Source organism: Halomonas sp. DP8Y7-1 (assembly GCF_019801685.1).
GTDB lineage: Bacteria > Pseudomonadota > Gammaproteobacteria > Pseudomonadales > Halomonadaceae > Halomonas > Halomonas litopenaei_A.
On sequence record NZ_JAHVIN010000002.1, the window covers coordinates 73,058 to 88,178 of the forward strand.

Genomic DNA, 15,121 nt, shown 5'->3' on the forward strand with positions numbered 1-15,121 from the left:
AGAAGAAAGGACACGACACATGAAGAAAGGAACTCTTGCCCTGTCACTGCTTCTCGCAAGCCTTGGCACAGCCGCCAGTGCTGAAGCACGCGACACCCCCTACTTCCTGCCCATTCAGGAAGCGCTGGCCACACCAGCCGCTCAGGAGAAGCTGGACCCCAGCATCCGGCTGGTGTTTGCCGATGACGGCGGTACCGTCGACCGCAATTTTGGTGAAGTGGTCACTAGCCGCAAGACCAACGCGTTCAACAAGACGGATGAAGAAGCCTGCCGCTGGGTCATGCTCTCGGCGCTGATCGCCCTGCAGGACAGTGCGCGCCAGCAGGGCGGTAACGCCGTGGTCAACATCGCAAGCTTCTACGACAGAAACCCGCGCGCCTTGACCGACGAGTACGAGTGCCATGCCGGCGCGCTGATGGCCGGGGTGGCACTGAAGGGCGATGTCGTCACGCTGCGCTGAGCGTCCGCGGCTGCTGTTGGCCATCGCAGCGCTGTCGGCCAATGACGGTGCTGCCCCCCAGGGGCGGCCAACTTCGGCCATCGCGCGGGGGGCCGAGACATCCCGCCTGGGACGGGAGCTGTTAACCCGGCTGGCCGCCCAGCTTGGCCATCGCTGTGCGCTGGAGGGCTGGTCGCCACGCGGCGCGGGGCCGCCGCGCCATACCGACTTGCCCTGCCCCTGGACGGCCTGTCTAAGCCACAGCGGCAGCCTGGTCGTCGCCGGACTTGGTGAGGTGCCGATCGGTCTGGATATCGAGGCGCCAAGCCCCTCTCGCAAGCAGCGACACCAGCGTCGCCTCGAGGGGCTGATCGAGACATTGCCTGAGGCCGAGGTGCGTTACGCCATCCGCGCCTCAAGTGATCCTCTTGCCGCCTTCTACCGCGCCTGGACCCTGCACGAGGCCTGCTACAAGCTCGGCTGTCTGGCGGACCAGCCACCGGACCATGTCTTGGCCACCCGCATCGCACCGCTCGTGGCGATGTCGATACCGATGCCGATGTCCGCAGGCATTGACCTCGAGCGTGACTCTCGCCCCTTCGAACCGCCACTGAATGTCTGGCAAGCACAGGATCAAAGGCTCACCTTGAGCCTGTGCAGCCTGAGTTCCCAGCTGGTCATCGAGATGCCTCTAGGTGGGTGCGGCATTCCTTTCACGAGGATCCGACACTCTGACGCAGGGTGAGACGATCCATCGATATCTGGCAGCGTTGCCCTCTACCCACAAGCCTCCTTCCAGCGAGTTCCTTGCCCCTGCCCCCTACCAAGGTCTAGTCCTGAGGGTGTTATTGTCGCTTGCTATAAATGTCAGACATTAAATACACTAACATCCAACATTTCGGAGGTTCAGATGGCCGCTCTCTCGTCATTATCGCCATCGCCAGAGACAGGCGGCGCGTCAGCCCTGGCCGAGGTCCTCGCCCAAGCGATCCTCTCGGGGCGCTGGCAACCGGGCGATGACTTCCCTCGCGAACTGGACCTTTGCCATCACTTCGATGCCAGCCGCAATCGCGTTCGCAACGCCCTTGCAGAGCTCGTCTCGGCAGGTCTGATCGAGCGGGTGGCCGGACGCGGAACGCTGGTCCGTGATGTCATTGACTGGCACCTGCTGGACCCACAGATGAGCCGTTGGATGGCAAGCCTGGAGGCTCCCCATCCCGAATTGATCGCTGCGGTATTTTCCTTTCGCCTGGCGGCAGAGCCGTACATCAGCGAACTGGCCGCCCTGCATGCCACGGGTGAGGACCTCGCACGTATCGAGCGAGCCTTCGAGGGCATGCTGAGCACCGCCGACCTGCCCCACCTGCGGCTCACCCATGCCGAGTACGACGTGGCGTTCCATGATGCCATCTACCGTGCCAGCCATAACTTGGTCTGGCGCCAGCTAGGGCTGCTGTTGCGCCCATGCATTGTGGCATTGATACAGCGCTCCCAGGATCAGGCAACGGGCCAGGCCGAAGGGCTCAGCGACAGCCTGGAGCGGCACCGCCAACTGCTGGAAGCGATTCGCCTGAGGCAACCGGCACAGGCCCGCCAAGCCACTGAAAGCCTGCTCGAGCGCACCGCCCGCGACCTGGGTTCGCTGGCACCTGGCCGGGGTGTGATGGCGCCTTCAACTCGACCCAGCCTGTAAGCCACAGGGGCGAGCGTCACCGCCACTGCTGTGCATCGTTTACATTCCACGCGGCTGAACCGGCCGCCGACATGAGGTTTCCACCATGAAGATCACCAAACTCAAGACCTGGCAGGTGCCGCCGCGCTGGTGCTTTCTCAAGATCGAGACCGACGAAGGCGTCTACGGCTGGGGCGAACCCGTCATCGAGGGTCGAGCGGCCACCGTCGAAGCGGCCGTGCACGAGCTGTCGGACTACTTGATCGGCCAGGACCCGCGCAACATCGAGCACTTGTGGAACGTCATGTATCGCGCTGGCTTCTATCGTGGCGGCCCCATCCTGATGTCGGCCATTGCCGGTATCGATCAGGCGCTGTGGGACCTCAAGGGCCGCGAACTCGGCGTGCCGGTGCATCAGCTGCTCGGGGGCAAGGTGCGGGATCGCATGCGCATGTATGCCTGGACCGGTGGTGACCGCCCGTCCGACGTGGGGGCAGGCGCCAAGGCACTGACCGATCAGGGCTTTACCGCCTTCAAGATGAATGGCACCCCGGAGATGCAGATCGTCGACAGCCATCGCAAGATCGATGACGCGGTCGCACGGGTGGCAGAGGCCCGTGACGCCGTGGGCCCAGATGTCGGCATCGCGGTGGATTTTCACGGTCGCGTCCATCGCCCCATGGCCAAGACCTTGATGCGCGAGCTCGAGCCCTATCACCTGATGTTCATCGAGGAGCCGGTTGCGCCGGAGCATCTGCCCGTCCTCAAGACCATCGCCCAGGACCTGGCGACCCCCATCGCCACTGGTGAGCGTCTGCACACCCGCTTTGCCTTCCGCGATCTGCTGGCCGACAACATGGTGGATATCGTGCAACCGGACCTGTCGCACTGCGGTGGCATCAGCGAAGGTCTCAAGATCGCCACCCTGGCCTCGGCCTATGACGTGGCACTCGCCCCCCACTGCCCGCTGGGTCCGCTGACGCTGGCCGCCTCGCTGCAGCTGGATGCGGTGTGTCACAACGCCTTCATTCAAGAACAGAGCATGGGTATCCACTACAACAAGGATAACGACGTGCTCGACTACCTGGTGGACAAGTCAGCCCTGTCCATCGAAGACGGCTACTGCGCGATTCCTGACGGGCCAGGCCTGGGCGTCGAGATCAACGAGGAGTTTGTCGAGGAACGTGCCAAGGTCGGTCACCGCTGGCGCAATCCGGTATGGCAGCATGAGGATGGCTCCGTCGCCGAGTGGTAAGCCCCACCTGTTGACAGGGTATTTCCGCAGCCATTGATGGCCGCCCGAGCGAGCCGCACACTTGCCGCCGCTCGGGCGGGCTCCCACACTGGGGAAACACTCATAGCTCGGCTACCCCTGAGAGACAACCGATGACGTCTTCTTCCTCCCATTGCCTGGGCGAGGCCCGGGTGATCTTCGACGGTCCTTGCGAGCTGGGCGAAGGCCCAAGCTGGGACGCCCTGCGTGGCGAGTATCGCTGGCTGGATATCCTAGGCAAGCGCTTGCACCGCTATCGACTCGACGATGGCTCCCACGACAGCCAAGCGCTGGACGAGTTAACCTCGTTCGCTGCTCCCCTGACCAGCGGCGATGATCTGCTGGTCACCGAGTCAGGCCTCAAGGAACGCGACCATGCCCATGGCCAGATATCGCCCTGGCGGGAGGTAGAAGCCGACAATCCTGTCACTCGCAGCAATGATGCTCGCATCGACCGCCACGGGGGCCTGTGGTTCTCCACCATGGGCAAGGCTGCAGAGCCGGGGGCTGGCAGTCTGTATCGCCTCTATCGCGGCCAGATCACCTGCCTCAAGCGCGGCATGAGCATCCCCAATGCCCTGTGCTTTTCTCCCGACGGGCGACTCGGCTACTTTACCGATACCGTCACTGGCGTGGTCATGCGCTGGTCGCTGGACGCCCAGGGCTTCCCCCTGCGCGCCGACGGCAACAGCTTCCTTCAGGGAGGCGAGCCAGCAGCACCGGAAGCATTGATCGCTCCCGAGCCTTGGGCGGACTTTTCTGGGGATGTCGGCAATCCCGACGGCGCGGTTATCGATGCAGAAGGCTACATGTGGCTCGCGCTGTGGGGCTCGGGACGGGTCGCCCGCCTCTCCCCGACGGGAGAAGAGGTCTGCCATATCAGCGTCAACGCCGAACAACCTTCCTGCCCCGCCTTTGGCGGTCACCACCTGACCCAGCTGTTGATCACCACTGCCACAGAGGGGCAGTCTCCGGCCGCTGGCGAACAGGCGCCTTCACGCCGAGATGGCGCCATTTTCCTGTTCGATCTGGCCGAGGCGCTACCGGGAGTTAGGGGGCTAGTGGAGCCTCCCATCGCGCTTCGCTAGGGCTTGTACGAAAAGTGCCTGCGCTTGGTGATACGGTGTTAAAAATCGGCTGGTACGCCAGCCCGGTCAAAATACTCATTTACACCTCGTAAACTGCGCTTTCTCACCAATTTTTGCCTTGTCTAACCTTCGCTCGTCGACTTTTCGGACAAAGCCTAGACAAGCCTGCCATCACTAACGGCGCTGCTGGCAGCGCCTTGCCACTGTCCGGCTGACGTTTCTACCGACGCTGACGGACGCACACCTCCAGGAGTCCTGATCTCATGGCGATAGAAGACACGCGCGTCATCATTATTACCGGTGGCGCTCGCGGCATTGGTGCAGACATTGCCAGACGCCTGGCCAGTGATGGCCACCAGGTGGTCATCAATTACGCCAACAGCCGCGAGAGCGCTGAAAGTCTGGTGGAGGAGATCGAGGCCCAGGGTGGCGTCGCCCTGGCCGTCGCCGCCGACGTCACACGTCCGGCAGATGTCACCCAGCTGTTCGAGGCCGCCAGTCAGCGTTTCGGTCGCGTCGACGGCCTGGTCAACAATGCCGGAACCCTCAGCATGGTGCCGCTGGCCGAGTCCAGTGACAGCGACTACGACCATCACTTCGACACCAATGTCAGAGGGACCTTCAATACCTTGCGGGAGGCTGCATCGCGCCTTGAAGACGGTGGCCGCATCGTCAACCTGTCGAGCAGCGCCCTGGCCTTGAACCTGCCTGGCTATGGTCTTTACAACGCCACCAAGGCCGCGGTGGAGTCACTGACCAAGGTCTTCGCCGGGGAGCTTCGCGGTCGACGCATCACCGTCAACGCGGTCGCCCCGGGCCCGGTGGATACGGCTCTGTTCCGGCGCGGCAAAAGTGCCGAGCAGATTGAAAGCTTTGCCCAGAAGCCGCCCCTGGAGCGCCTGGGTGAGCCGAAGGATATCGCGGCGATCGTCTCTTTTCTGATGCGCGCAGAGTCCGAGTGGATCAATGCCCAGGTCATTCGCGCCAACGGTGGCTTTGCCTGACCCCATACCGTCAATGCCCGCTGCATCCTGCGGGCATTGAGCAGGCCATCGGCTAAAGCGATTCATCCCGTTCAGCGGTGATGGTCGTTGGCCGCATCGCGCAGACTGACGTCGCCTTTTTCTTTCAACCATTCGGTCATGGCCTCGCCGCCCATGGGGCGAGCAATCAAGAAGCCCTGCAGAACGTGGCAGCCCTGCTCGGCCAGGTGGTCGGCCACCGCCTGGTCCTCGACCCCTTCGGCCACGACCTGCAGCCCGAGGTGGTGTGCCAGCTCGATGGTGGAAGAAACGATGACATCATCGTCGGAGCCCTTGATCAGCTGCATGATGAAGGACTTGTCGATCTTCAATTCCTGAACCGGCATGCGCTTGAGTTGAGCCAGCGATGAATAGCCGGTCCCGTAGTCATCGATGGCCAGCTCTACCCCCATGGAACGCAGCGCCTGAAGCTTGCGAGCGCCCATTTCCGGCGATTGCATCAAGGCGCTTTCGGTCAGCTCGATACACAGCTGTTCGCCCTGCAGCCCATAGCGATCCAGGGCGCTTTCCACTCGCTTGATCAGGCCAGGCTGCTGCAGATCCATCGCCGAGACATTGATGCCAAGACGAATCTTGAGCTTCATGTCACGCCAGCTGGCCAACTGGGCGCAGGCCGAGTCGATGACCCAGTGGGTCAGCTGGTGAATCTGCCCGGAGCGTTCCGCCAGCTCGATGAATTCATCCGGAGGAATCCAGCCCAGCTGCGGGTGATCCCAGCGCAACAGCGCCTCCAGCCCGATCACTCGTCCGGTCAGCGCCGACACCTGCGGCTGATACCTGAGGGAGAATTCGCCCCGGTAGGCGGCGTGCTGCAAGTCTCGCACCAGGGCCAGATGGCGAAGATGGCTCTCATCCTGTCCGCGCTGGTAGCACTGATGGGCCTGACGTAGCTGGCGTGCACGATCCAGCGCGATCTCGGCTCGCCGCAGCAACAGGTTGGCCTCATCGCCGTGCTCCGGGAAACGTGCTTCGCCCATGGCTACCTTCAACGACACGGGAGAGTCGTCGAGCCGCAGCTCACGGGTCAGCCCACGCAGGGTATCCTCGAGCCACAGCGGCTCAAGGCGGGCCACCGTGAGCAACAGCAGAAACTCATCCCCGCTCAAGCGATAGGCCCCCACCTTGGGGGCCGGCAGGTCGGCAAGCCGCTGGGCCAGGGTACTCAGTACCCGGTCACCAAAGTCGTGACCGAAGGTATCGTTGATCCGACGCATGTGGTTGATGGTCAGGCGTAACAGGGTAAAGGGGCGCCCGGTCTCGATGGCGGCTTCGATATCCTCGTTGGCACATTGGCGATTACCCAGTCCCGTCAACTGATCCTGCCGCGCGCGGGTGCGCATGTCCTCTTCCCGTCGTGACAGGTCCCCTTGCATCTTCAACAGGGTGGAGGACAGCAAGCCAAACTCGCCTTGCCTGGGCATACGCTTGAGGTCCAGCGGTTCTCCTCGACCGACGCTTTTCGCCGCGCCCGCCAGACGCAGCAGCGGCAGGCTGACGCCGCGGGCGATCAGTACCACCGCCACCAGCATCAGCCCAAGGCTTACCGCAAAGATGGTCGCCAGACTGACCTTCACGTCCTGGTAGTTCGCCAAAAGTGTCTCGAGAGAGCGCTCCACCACAATATCAATGCGCCCTAGTTCGCCCTGATAAAGGGAGAGACGGCGACTGAGCCCCTGGTGATCCTGCCCCGGAGCAACATCGTTCGGTGACACCGAGACATCAAAGTGGGCCTGACTGCCAATCAACCCGGACAGCGCCGACGCCATCGACTCATCCAGACGGAATCCCAGCGCCAACCGGGCAGCGCCCGCCCCCGGCGGTAGCGGATGCTGAACCAGCTGGTAGCCCAGCCCATTGAGAATGCTGGGGGAAACGACGCCCGCATCGTCCGTCGTGAGCGGCATCCGCCAGCTGTCGACAAAGACACCCGACCCTGCCGCAGGCTGGCTGGAAGCCATGACGTGCCCTGCCTCATCCAGCAACAGCAGGGTATCTGCGCCCATCCGGGCGGCCTGCTGCCGCAAGGTGCCAGCGGCGGCCAGGCGCGACGACGTGTCGACCAGGACATCATCGACGGCCGCAAGAAAGCGCGGGTCATCGACCAGCAGGTCCACATTGCGCAGCAACTGCTGCCCCCACCCTTCAAGCAGAGCCACCGCCACCCCCGAGGCGACATCCAGCTCACGCTTGCCCTGCTCCAGCGCCGCGGAGCGAACCGCACTCAGCACCGCCCAGGAAGCCACCAGCTGGATACCGAGTGTCAGCAACAGCATCACCAGCAGCAGCCTTGCACGAAAGGACATGCAGGTTCCCCTATTCTCAACCTTGCGTCTTCCCTAAGTCAGCCAGGGTCGTGATCCATGGCCGCCCACCTGCACGGTTCATTATCGCCAACACCAGCCGAAGATGCCCGTCATGATTTGCTCAGCGCATGGGTCTAGCCTGTCACAGCTATCCGCTGACGCCATATCAGCCACAATGACCAGCTGCTGTAAGTCGAAGTCCCCCTGTCTCAGCCGCCATACCTGGCAATCTCTGGCAGTCCCCAGGCGCGGGCGGCAAAGCCCGTGCCGTCCAAGCGCCGGCGAGAGGCACGTCAATCAATCGTCTTCCGCCCAGGCTCTGGTATGCTGGCGCAACACCCTTCAAGCGAGGACACGATGGCCGGAACTTCCTCCCGCAGACGTCCCTATCAACTGGCAGAAACCATCAAGGGCTGGATCGTCGAGCGCGAGCTGTCTCCCGGCGACCGTCTCCCGGGCGAAGCAGAGTTGATGGCGTTGCTGGGCGCCTCCAAGGGCACGATCAGAGAAAGCATCAGGGTGCTGGAAGCCCAGGGGCTGGTGGAAACCCGTACTGGCCCTGGCGGTGGGGTGTTTATCCGTCAGATGAGCGAGGCCAGAGCCATCTCGCTGCTCAGCCACTACCTCTACTTCAAGGACATCTCGGTCCGGGACATCTACCAGATTCGGCTCGCCCTCGAGCCAGAAATGGTGGCATCGCTGGCGGGCAACGTCGGCGCCAGCGACATCGCTCGCCTGCGCGAGTCCCTTCACAGCTATGCCACCCCCGCCGGAGACATGCACGCAGAGCGCCAGCAGCATATCGACTCGCTCGACTTTCATCAGGAGCTGGCGCAGCTGTCCGGCGGCAACCCACTGCTGGCGTTCATCATCCGCTTTACCGCTCAGGTGCTGTCAGACCTCACGGTGTACCGCCGACTCTATGAGCCAGGGGATCACCCTATAGGGCCTGCCGGATGCCAGTACCACGCCGAGATTCTGGATGCCATCGAAGCGGGTGATGCAACGCGCGCTCACACCCTTATGCGCGACCATCTGCTGGAGGCCCAGGGCATCATGCAAGGCAACGAAGCCCAGGTCACCAGGGGCTTCCTCAGTGAGTGAGGCCTTGGGAACCATTGCATAAAGGCCTGCACGGACGCGTCACAGCCATCAGCGCGAGACATCCGCCGACAGCCTGTCGAGGAAGCGCATCAGCACTTGCGTCGCGGCCCCAGCATCGGCTGCCGTGATAGCCTCGTCCGGGTGGTGGCTGAGACCATCGGTGCAACGGACGAACAGCATGCCGATATCGGTCAGCTCGCACATCGCCAAGCCATCGTGGCCAGCGCCGCTGAACAGGGTGTCTGCTGGCTCTTCACAGTCACGGCACGCGTTATGCAGCGACTGCATCAACCCATCGGCACACGCCACGGCCTCGGCCTGATAGGTTTGCTCGATCTCGAGGGCCAGCTGGCGGTTACTGGCCAACCGTCGACAGGCCGCCAGAATGGCCTCACGCCCCTGCTCTCGAACCTCCAGCCGGGGCGAGCGTAGCTCCAGGGTGAAGGTCACCTCTGCCGGAATGACGTTGACCGCATTGGGGCGCACCTCAAGCTTGCCCACCACGCCGACAAAGTCCTCGGTGGCGTTGAGGATACGATCAACCTCCGCGATCATCTCGGCCGCACCCACCAGCGCATCACGCCGTCCTGGCATCGGCGTCGTCCCGGCATGTCCGGCCTTGCCTCCCACCGTGACCCGATGTCGCTCGATCCCGGTCAAGGCGGTCACTATGCCAAGCGCGTGGTCTCTCTGCTCCAGCACCGGACCTTGCTCAATATGCACTTCGACGAAACCGAGCACGGTCTCCGGGTCCCTGGCCAGAGACGCTATCTGTTCCGGATCGCCACCAAACGCCTTCAGCGCCTCGCCAAGACTCACCCCATTGGCGTCGCGCGCCTCAAGGCTGGTTGGGTCAAAGCGGCCGGCCAGAGCGCGGCTACCAATCAACGTCGATTGAAAGCGGGTCCCCTCCTCATCGCCGAAGGCCACCACCTCGACCCCGTAATCCAGCTCGATCCCTTGCTGCTTCAGAGTTTCCAGCGCCAGCAGCGGCAGCGCGACGCCCAGCATTCCATCGTACTTGCCGCCCTCTACCACCGTGTCCTGATGCGACCCCATAATCAGGGTTCGCGCTCCGGCCCTGGCCTTGTCGCAACGGCCGACCAGGTTGCCTGAGGCGTCAAGCTGAGGCGTCAGACCGGCGCGGCGCATCCACTCGGCGATGATCTCGAGTACCTGACGATGCTCCTCGGAACAGAATAGGCGCGTCACTCCAGGGCCAGGCTCGGAGCATTCCGCCGCGGCATCCAGTCGCTCCAGTAGCTGCTGGCCAAGGGCCAACGGTTCACAATCGGGGTGCATGACATCTCCTGTGAGGCGTCTTGTGGGTAGTCACTTGCAGATAAGAAGAAAGAGGAAGCCAGGCTGAGGCATCAGCGCCGGGGCATCGCCGCCAGAAAGTCGGCAAACGTCGACTCACGTACACGACGTATCAGGCCGCGCAGCTCACCGACCAGGTCCCCTTCGCACCAGTCGATGCGCAGGTCGATAGGGGCCTGGTGAAAGGATTCGACGCGCAGTGCCGCCGAGCGCGTGCCGCGGACATCACCGCCACACCCCAAGGCCGCTTCCAGCGCATCCACCAGGCTTTCGGGCAGGCAACGCTCGTAGTCCGCGCGATACACCGGCATCGCGCCAGCGGCAATCACCGCCCCGGCGTTGCGGCAGCTGGACGACAGCAAGGTGTCGCACAGCGCATTGACGACACGCCGATCCGCCAGCAGGTTGCCTGCCGCGGCTACGCCAGGGTAGTGGCACGATGCGACCACGGCTCCGTTGTCGGCACCGTTGTGAAGCGCCGACGTTCCATAGCGATCCATCACCAGACACTGACGCAAGGTCGCTTGCGGGTCCTGAACGACTTGATTGTCGAGGGCTTGCTGAGCGCGAACATCATCGGCGAGCGCCTGGCGAATACCCTTCGGATACCACGGATGGGTCACACGACCTTGCGTCGCGCAGGCGCCGATACCCCGCCAGGCATGATGGACGTAGCCCCCTACCGCCACGCCTCCGGTGGCGGTCAGGGCCGCCACCGTGCCAGTGTCTGGGTTGACGTGCAGTAACGATAGCGTCATGGGATGGCTCAGTAGCCAACCATGTGGCCAAGCACCAGACCGCCCCAGGACAGCACGTAGACCAGCGCCATGAACGGAAGAATCGCCTTCAGCCACTGCTCGTAGGAAACGCGGCCCAGGGCCAGCATCGCCAGGGTGCCACCGGACGTCGGGACGATCAGATTCGTCAGGCCATCACCGACCTGGAAAGCGGTAATCATCAACTGACGACTCATGCCGACCAGATCTGCCACCGGGATCAGAATCGGCATGGTGACCAGGGCCTGACCCGAGCCAGAGGGCACGAACAGATTGATTGCCCCCTGCACCACGCTGGCCATGATCGCCGACAGCGCAGCGGGAATATTCTGGATCAGTCCGCTGAGACCATAGACGATGGTGTCAATGATCTGGGCATCCTTGAGGATCACCTGAATGGATGCTGCCAGGCCGATGACCAGGGCTCCTGCGGTGACTCCCGACGCACCTTCCATCATCTGCTTGACGATCTCATTGGCCGACAGCCCATTGACGATACCGATCACAATCGCAATCAGCAGGAACATGCCGGCGATCTCGTTGATGTACCAGCCCTGGGTGAATACACCGACCAGCATGGCCGCCAGGCCGCCGACAAACACCACCAGCGTCCACTTGTCGCGACCACTCAGGCGATACTCATCCAGGGACTTGCTCATGGCCTTGGCGTCGTTGGGTTCACGAAACTCCATCCGCGTCACAAAGCGGCAGATGTACCAGGACAACAGGGCCAGTGACGTGACCACCAGCAAGGCCCGCAGCCAGGCACCGGAGAAGGTCGGCAGCTCGGCGATGCCCTGGGCGACACCGACGGTGTAGGGATTGATCGGAGACAGGGCAAAGCCGACCCCGATACCGCCCACCGCCATGGTGGTGCCTACCAGGCTGGAACAGCCCACGGCGCTGGCGATGAGCACCGCGATGGGCACCAGCGCAATGTTGTTTTCAAAGCCGACGGCCACCCCAAAGAAGCCATAGATAAAGGTCCCGGCGGTAATAATGACATTGCGACGCTCGATACCGACGCGATTGACCGCTACACCGATAGCGTTCTCGAGCGCGCCAGTGCGCTGGAGGATATGAAACAGCCCTCCCGCGATAAAGACGATGAACAGATATAGCGAGGCCGCGTTAAGGCCTTTGGGAATCGCGACAAAGATATCGAATGGCGAAATCGCGGCCACGTCAGTGAGGTAGTGAAATGAGTCGGGCACGACCCGGGTACGCCCATCCTGCATCACTCGCTCGAATTCACCGGCGGGAATGATATAGGTCAGCGCGAAGGTCGCCAGCAGAATCAAGAAGATCAGCACCATCGGGTCAGGCACTGTTCTGTACCATTTCTTGCGCTCGGCAAGCGCTTGATCACGAACACTCATCAGGTTGTCCTTGTTATGTGGGACAGAAGGGGTGGCGGCCGCAGTGGAGGCTGCAGACCAGGAGCAAAAGCAGACAGGCCGCGGGGCTACGGCCTGGCAATGCTCCACAGTATTTATCATGATAAATAGAGGGTCAAGATCATCGCCCGGGTGCAATGTCACGGCGAAGTGGGAGGAACGGACGTCCAAGCTTCAGACCATCATCCTAGGGGTGGCGTAACGTCGCAGCATAGCCTTTGCCAAACTACTCTGATTGAGGCGCATAACGCCTACAAAAACTGCTCTAACTAGCAAATACACAAAGAAAAAACGCAGAACGCGCCTGACACCCTTGCACAACTCTCCGTCAAGCACCTAACAATTACGCAGGGGTGATCCGAATCATCCTTATGAACCAGCACGATTTACGCGGATCGTACTAGAACTTGCGCCATCGACTATCTGGTCACAGTGCGAAACTCGGTAGGATTCACATCAGCACATGGCAGCAAGTCTCATACGTTCGTTCCGCCCTTGCGCATTGTCGGCGCACAGGCACTACAGACAGGAAACTCGCCCAGGACATTCGTACAGGAACCTCAGGACGATCCGCCGATGCAACGACCTACTGCTTCCACTCTTCAAGATGATGTGGCGTCTTGTACCAACGTGCCCCGCCACCCCTTGGACCCACGTCCGGGCCTGCCCGGCTACTGGTTCGACAGCATCAGCGGACGCGAAAGTCGGGCTGACTTCTGCCTCAACGCCATCCTGGCCCTCTCTTGCTACTACGCAGGTCTATGGGCCTTGATCATCACCGCGCCCGACCTCCACGACAGCGTCTCTCCGGAGGGACTGCTGGTGGGGGCAGGCTGGCTACTGGTCAGCGTATATCCCCTGGTGCTGCACGGTGTTCGCCGCCTGCATGATGTGGGCCAGCGCGGCCACTGCAGCGTCATGCTGCTGTTTCCCGGAGCCAATCTCCTGCTGACGGTGGTCTTGGTCATGCAGCCCGGCGAAACGACCATCAATGAGCATGGTGAGCGCGAGCGGGGGCATCAAGGGGTGATGGCGGTCAAGTCACTGCTTACCGTAGGCATCTGGGTCAGCTGCTTTTTCCTGTTCTGACGGCGGTACCATCGCCGGCCACGCGCCGCTCAGCCGATTCTGAGCCCATGCTGGCGGAGCTTGCGCACCACGCTCGGCTGGCTGATCCCCAGGCGCTCGGCAATGGCGTAAGTGCTGGACAGCGTTCGGCAGCAGTCCGCCAGAATCTCTCGCTCGACCCGGGCAAGCGTCTCCTTCAGACCCTCCCCGTCGCCCCTGCCTGGCGACACCCAGGTGTCCCCCGCCGTATTCCTCGAGCCCGTCACGCTCCTACTGTCGTCGGAGGCACGCCCGATCTCCTCCGCGGCCGCGCCAGCAGCAACCGAGGAAGGGGAGAATGTCGGGGACGTCACCTGGCCCAATGCTTCCGGCGCGGCCGCCGCGGGCACCTGCCTGCCGGGCAGCACTTCGCGTGCTTGAATCACATCGTCACTGGCGAGCCAAGCCCGCTCCATGACGTTCTCCAGTTCGCGCACATTGCCGGGCCACTCCCACCCCATCAGGGCCTGCCAGACATCCCGTGCCAGCATCTTGTCTCGCCCGTAGCGCCGGTTGAGCCGCGCAAGCTGACGTTCGACAAGGCCCGGAATGTCCTCTCGCCGCTCGCGCAGGGGCGGCAGGGTGACGGGAATGACATTCAGCCGATAGTAGAGATCCAGTCGAAACAGTCCCTCCTCGACCCGCGCCGAGAGATCCTGATTGGTGGCGACGACCAGACGAAAATCGACGCGCCGGGGCGCTCGGTCCCCTAGTCGCGTGATGCTGCCGTCCTGGATGGTCTTGAGCAGCTTGGTCTGCACCGACAGCGGCAGCTCACCAATCTCGTCAAGAAACAGCGTGCCGCCCTCAGCCTGCTCGATCAGCCCCTTGCGGCCACCGGGGGCCGCTCCGGAAAAGGCGCCCTGGCAGTAGCCAAACATCTCGGACTCGAACAGGCTCTCAGGGATGGCGGCGCAGTTGACGTCGATGAACGGCCCTTCCTTGCGTGAACTCCAGCGATGAAGCTGGCGAGCGAACGCCGTCTTGCCGACCCCTGACTCTCCCAACATCAGCACGGTAGCGTCGGTAGGGGCCACACGCTTGAGCAAGAGCGCCACCTCGCCCATGAGCTGGCTCTTGACCTCGAGATGCCCCAGCTCCTGTTCTTGCAAGCCACCCTGGAGGCCACTCTCCGACTCGATCGCGTGACCGCGTCTCAAGTGCTCGCTGAAGCGTCGCTGCAGCAGCGCGTACTCCTGCTGCAACAGCTGCAGATCGGTCAAGTCCATGGAGCGACTCACCACGGCGATAAGGCGCTCGCCTTGAAACACCGGATGTGCCTGGGCAATCACCCGCCGCCCGGTGCCTGTGTGCTGCACCAGTTGCGTGGGTTTGCCCGTGCGAATGACTTCAAGACTGACCGACGGCGTCAACACGCCCTCCGCTTCGAGCCGCTGCACGCTGGTGGCACAGAGCTCTTCACAGGACATGCCGTAGACCGCCGCCGCTCCGGGACTGACGTCCCGTATATGGCCATCGGGCGCGACGATAAAGAAGTGATCGTGCGCCGTATCGATAATCGTCTTAAGTATCAGCGCATCGTCAGTCATCGGCGATCCATAAACGCATCATTGATGCAAAAGTGTATCACGGCTAGCC

13 protein-coding genes are annotated in these 15,121 nt (G+C 62.6%); 8 read left to right on the plus strand and 5 right to left on the minus strand.

All coding sequences use genetic code 11. The annotated features are described in order from the left end of the window. Nucleotides 1-19 precede the first annotated feature (19 nt). The 6 genes from KUV41_RS01130 to KUV41_RS01155 all read left to right on the plus strand — a co-directional run bounded on the left by KUV41_RS01130 (nucleotide 20) and on the right by KUV41_RS01155 (nucleotide 5,476). Complete coding sequence (locus KUV41_RS01130) at nucleotides 20-460, plus strand: excinuclease ATPase subunit (protein WP_206944038.1); 441 nt, start codon at nucleotides 20-22, stop codon at nucleotides 458-460. Beyond that, complete coding sequence (locus tag KUV41_RS01135; RefSeq protein WP_222483787.1) at nucleotides 441-1,184, plus strand: 4'-phosphopantetheinyl transferase family protein; 744 nt, start codon at nucleotides 441-443, stop codon at nucleotides 1,182-1,184. The genes KUV41_RS01130 and KUV41_RS01135 overlap by 20 nt, the downstream gene beginning before the upstream one ends. A 165-nt stretch (nucleotides 1,185-1,349) precedes the next feature. Beyond that, nucleotides 1,350-2,132, plus strand: a complete 783-nt coding sequence (locus KUV41_RS01140; protein WP_222483789.1) for a FadR/GntR family transcriptional regulator — start codon at nucleotides 1,350-1,352, stop codon at nucleotides 2,130-2,132. Between the two features lie 85 nt (nucleotides 2,133-2,217). Beyond that, on the plus strand, nucleotides 2,218-3,366 hold the full coding sequence (gene dgoD / locus KUV41_RS01145) for a galactonate dehydratase (protein ID WP_206944042.1): 1,149 nt from the start codon (nucleotides 2,218-2,220) through the stop codon (nucleotides 3,364-3,366). Between the two features lie 131 nt (nucleotides 3,367-3,497). Next, nucleotides 3,498-4,472 (plus strand): SMP-30/gluconolactonase/LRE family protein, encoded by a 975-nt coding sequence (locus KUV41_RS01150; protein ID WP_224908870.1) that lies wholly within the window; start codon nucleotides 3,498-3,500, stop codon nucleotides 4,470-4,472. Between the two features lie 263 nt (nucleotides 4,473-4,735). After that, nucleotides 4,736-5,476, plus strand: a complete 741-nt coding sequence (locus tag KUV41_RS01155; protein WP_206944044.1) for an SDR family oxidoreductase — start codon at nucleotides 4,736-4,738, stop codon at nucleotides 5,474-5,476. A 71-nt stretch (nucleotides 5,477-5,547) separates the two neighbouring features. Here the strand turns inward: KUV41_RS01155 and KUV41_RS01160 are convergent, their stop codons facing one another. After that, complete coding sequence (locus KUV41_RS01160; RefSeq protein WP_222483795.1) at nucleotides 5,548-7,818, minus strand: putative bifunctional diguanylate cyclase/phosphodiesterase; 2,271 nt, start codon at nucleotides 7,816-7,818, stop codon at nucleotides 5,548-5,550. Nucleotides 7,819-8,175: 357 nt separating this feature from the next. Here KUV41_RS01160 and KUV41_RS01165 point away from each other — a divergent pair, with 357 nt between their 5' ends. Further along, a complete protein-coding gene (locus KUV41_RS01165) occupies nucleotides 8,176-8,922 on the plus strand; it encodes a FadR/GntR family transcriptional regulator (RefSeq protein ID WP_206944047.1) in 747 nt (248 codons plus the stop codon). Between the two features lie 48 nt (nucleotides 8,923-8,970). Here KUV41_RS01165 and KUV41_RS01170 read toward each other — a convergent pair whose 3' ends face one another. The 3 genes from KUV41_RS01170 to KUV41_RS01180 all read right to left on the minus strand — a co-directional run bounded on the left by KUV41_RS01170 (nucleotide 8,971) and on the right by KUV41_RS01180 (nucleotide 12,397). Continuing rightward, nucleotides 8,971-10,224, minus strand: coding sequence for an allantoate amidohydrolase (locus tag KUV41_RS01170; protein WP_222483797.1), 1,254 nt, complete (start codon nucleotides 10,222-10,224; stop codon nucleotides 8,971-8,973). Nucleotides 10,225-10,295: 71 nt separating this feature from the next. Next, nucleotides 10,296-11,000 carry a DUF1028 domain-containing protein gene (locus tag KUV41_RS01175; RefSeq protein ID WP_222483798.1) on the minus strand — a complete coding sequence of 235 codons (705 nt, stop codon included), beginning with the start codon at nucleotides 10,998-11,000 and terminating at the stop codon, nucleotides 10,296-10,298. An 8-nt stretch (nucleotides 11,001-11,008) separates the two neighbouring features. Then, a complete protein-coding gene (locus tag KUV41_RS01180) occupies nucleotides 11,009-12,397 on the minus strand; it encodes a YfcC family protein (protein WP_206944052.1) in 1,389 nt (462 codons plus the stop codon). A 594-nt stretch (nucleotides 12,398-12,991) separates the two neighbouring features. On the opposite strand from KUV41_RS01180, the gene KUV41_RS01185 reads away from it, so the two are divergent. Further along, a complete protein-coding gene (locus tag KUV41_RS01185) occupies nucleotides 12,992-13,504 on the plus strand; it encodes a DUF805 domain-containing protein (protein WP_222483800.1) in 513 nt (170 codons plus the stop codon). A 29-nt stretch (nucleotides 13,505-13,533) separates the two neighbouring features. Here KUV41_RS01185 and KUV41_RS01190 read toward each other — a convergent pair whose 3' ends face one another. Beyond that, the gene (locus tag KUV41_RS01190) at nucleotides 13,534-15,072 is read right to left on the minus strand and encodes a sigma-54 interaction domain-containing protein (protein ID WP_222483806.1); all 1,539 of its coding nucleotides are present in this window, start codon (nucleotides 15,070-15,072) and stop codon (nucleotides 13,534-13,536) included. Nucleotides 15,073-15,121 lie beyond the last annotated feature (49 nt).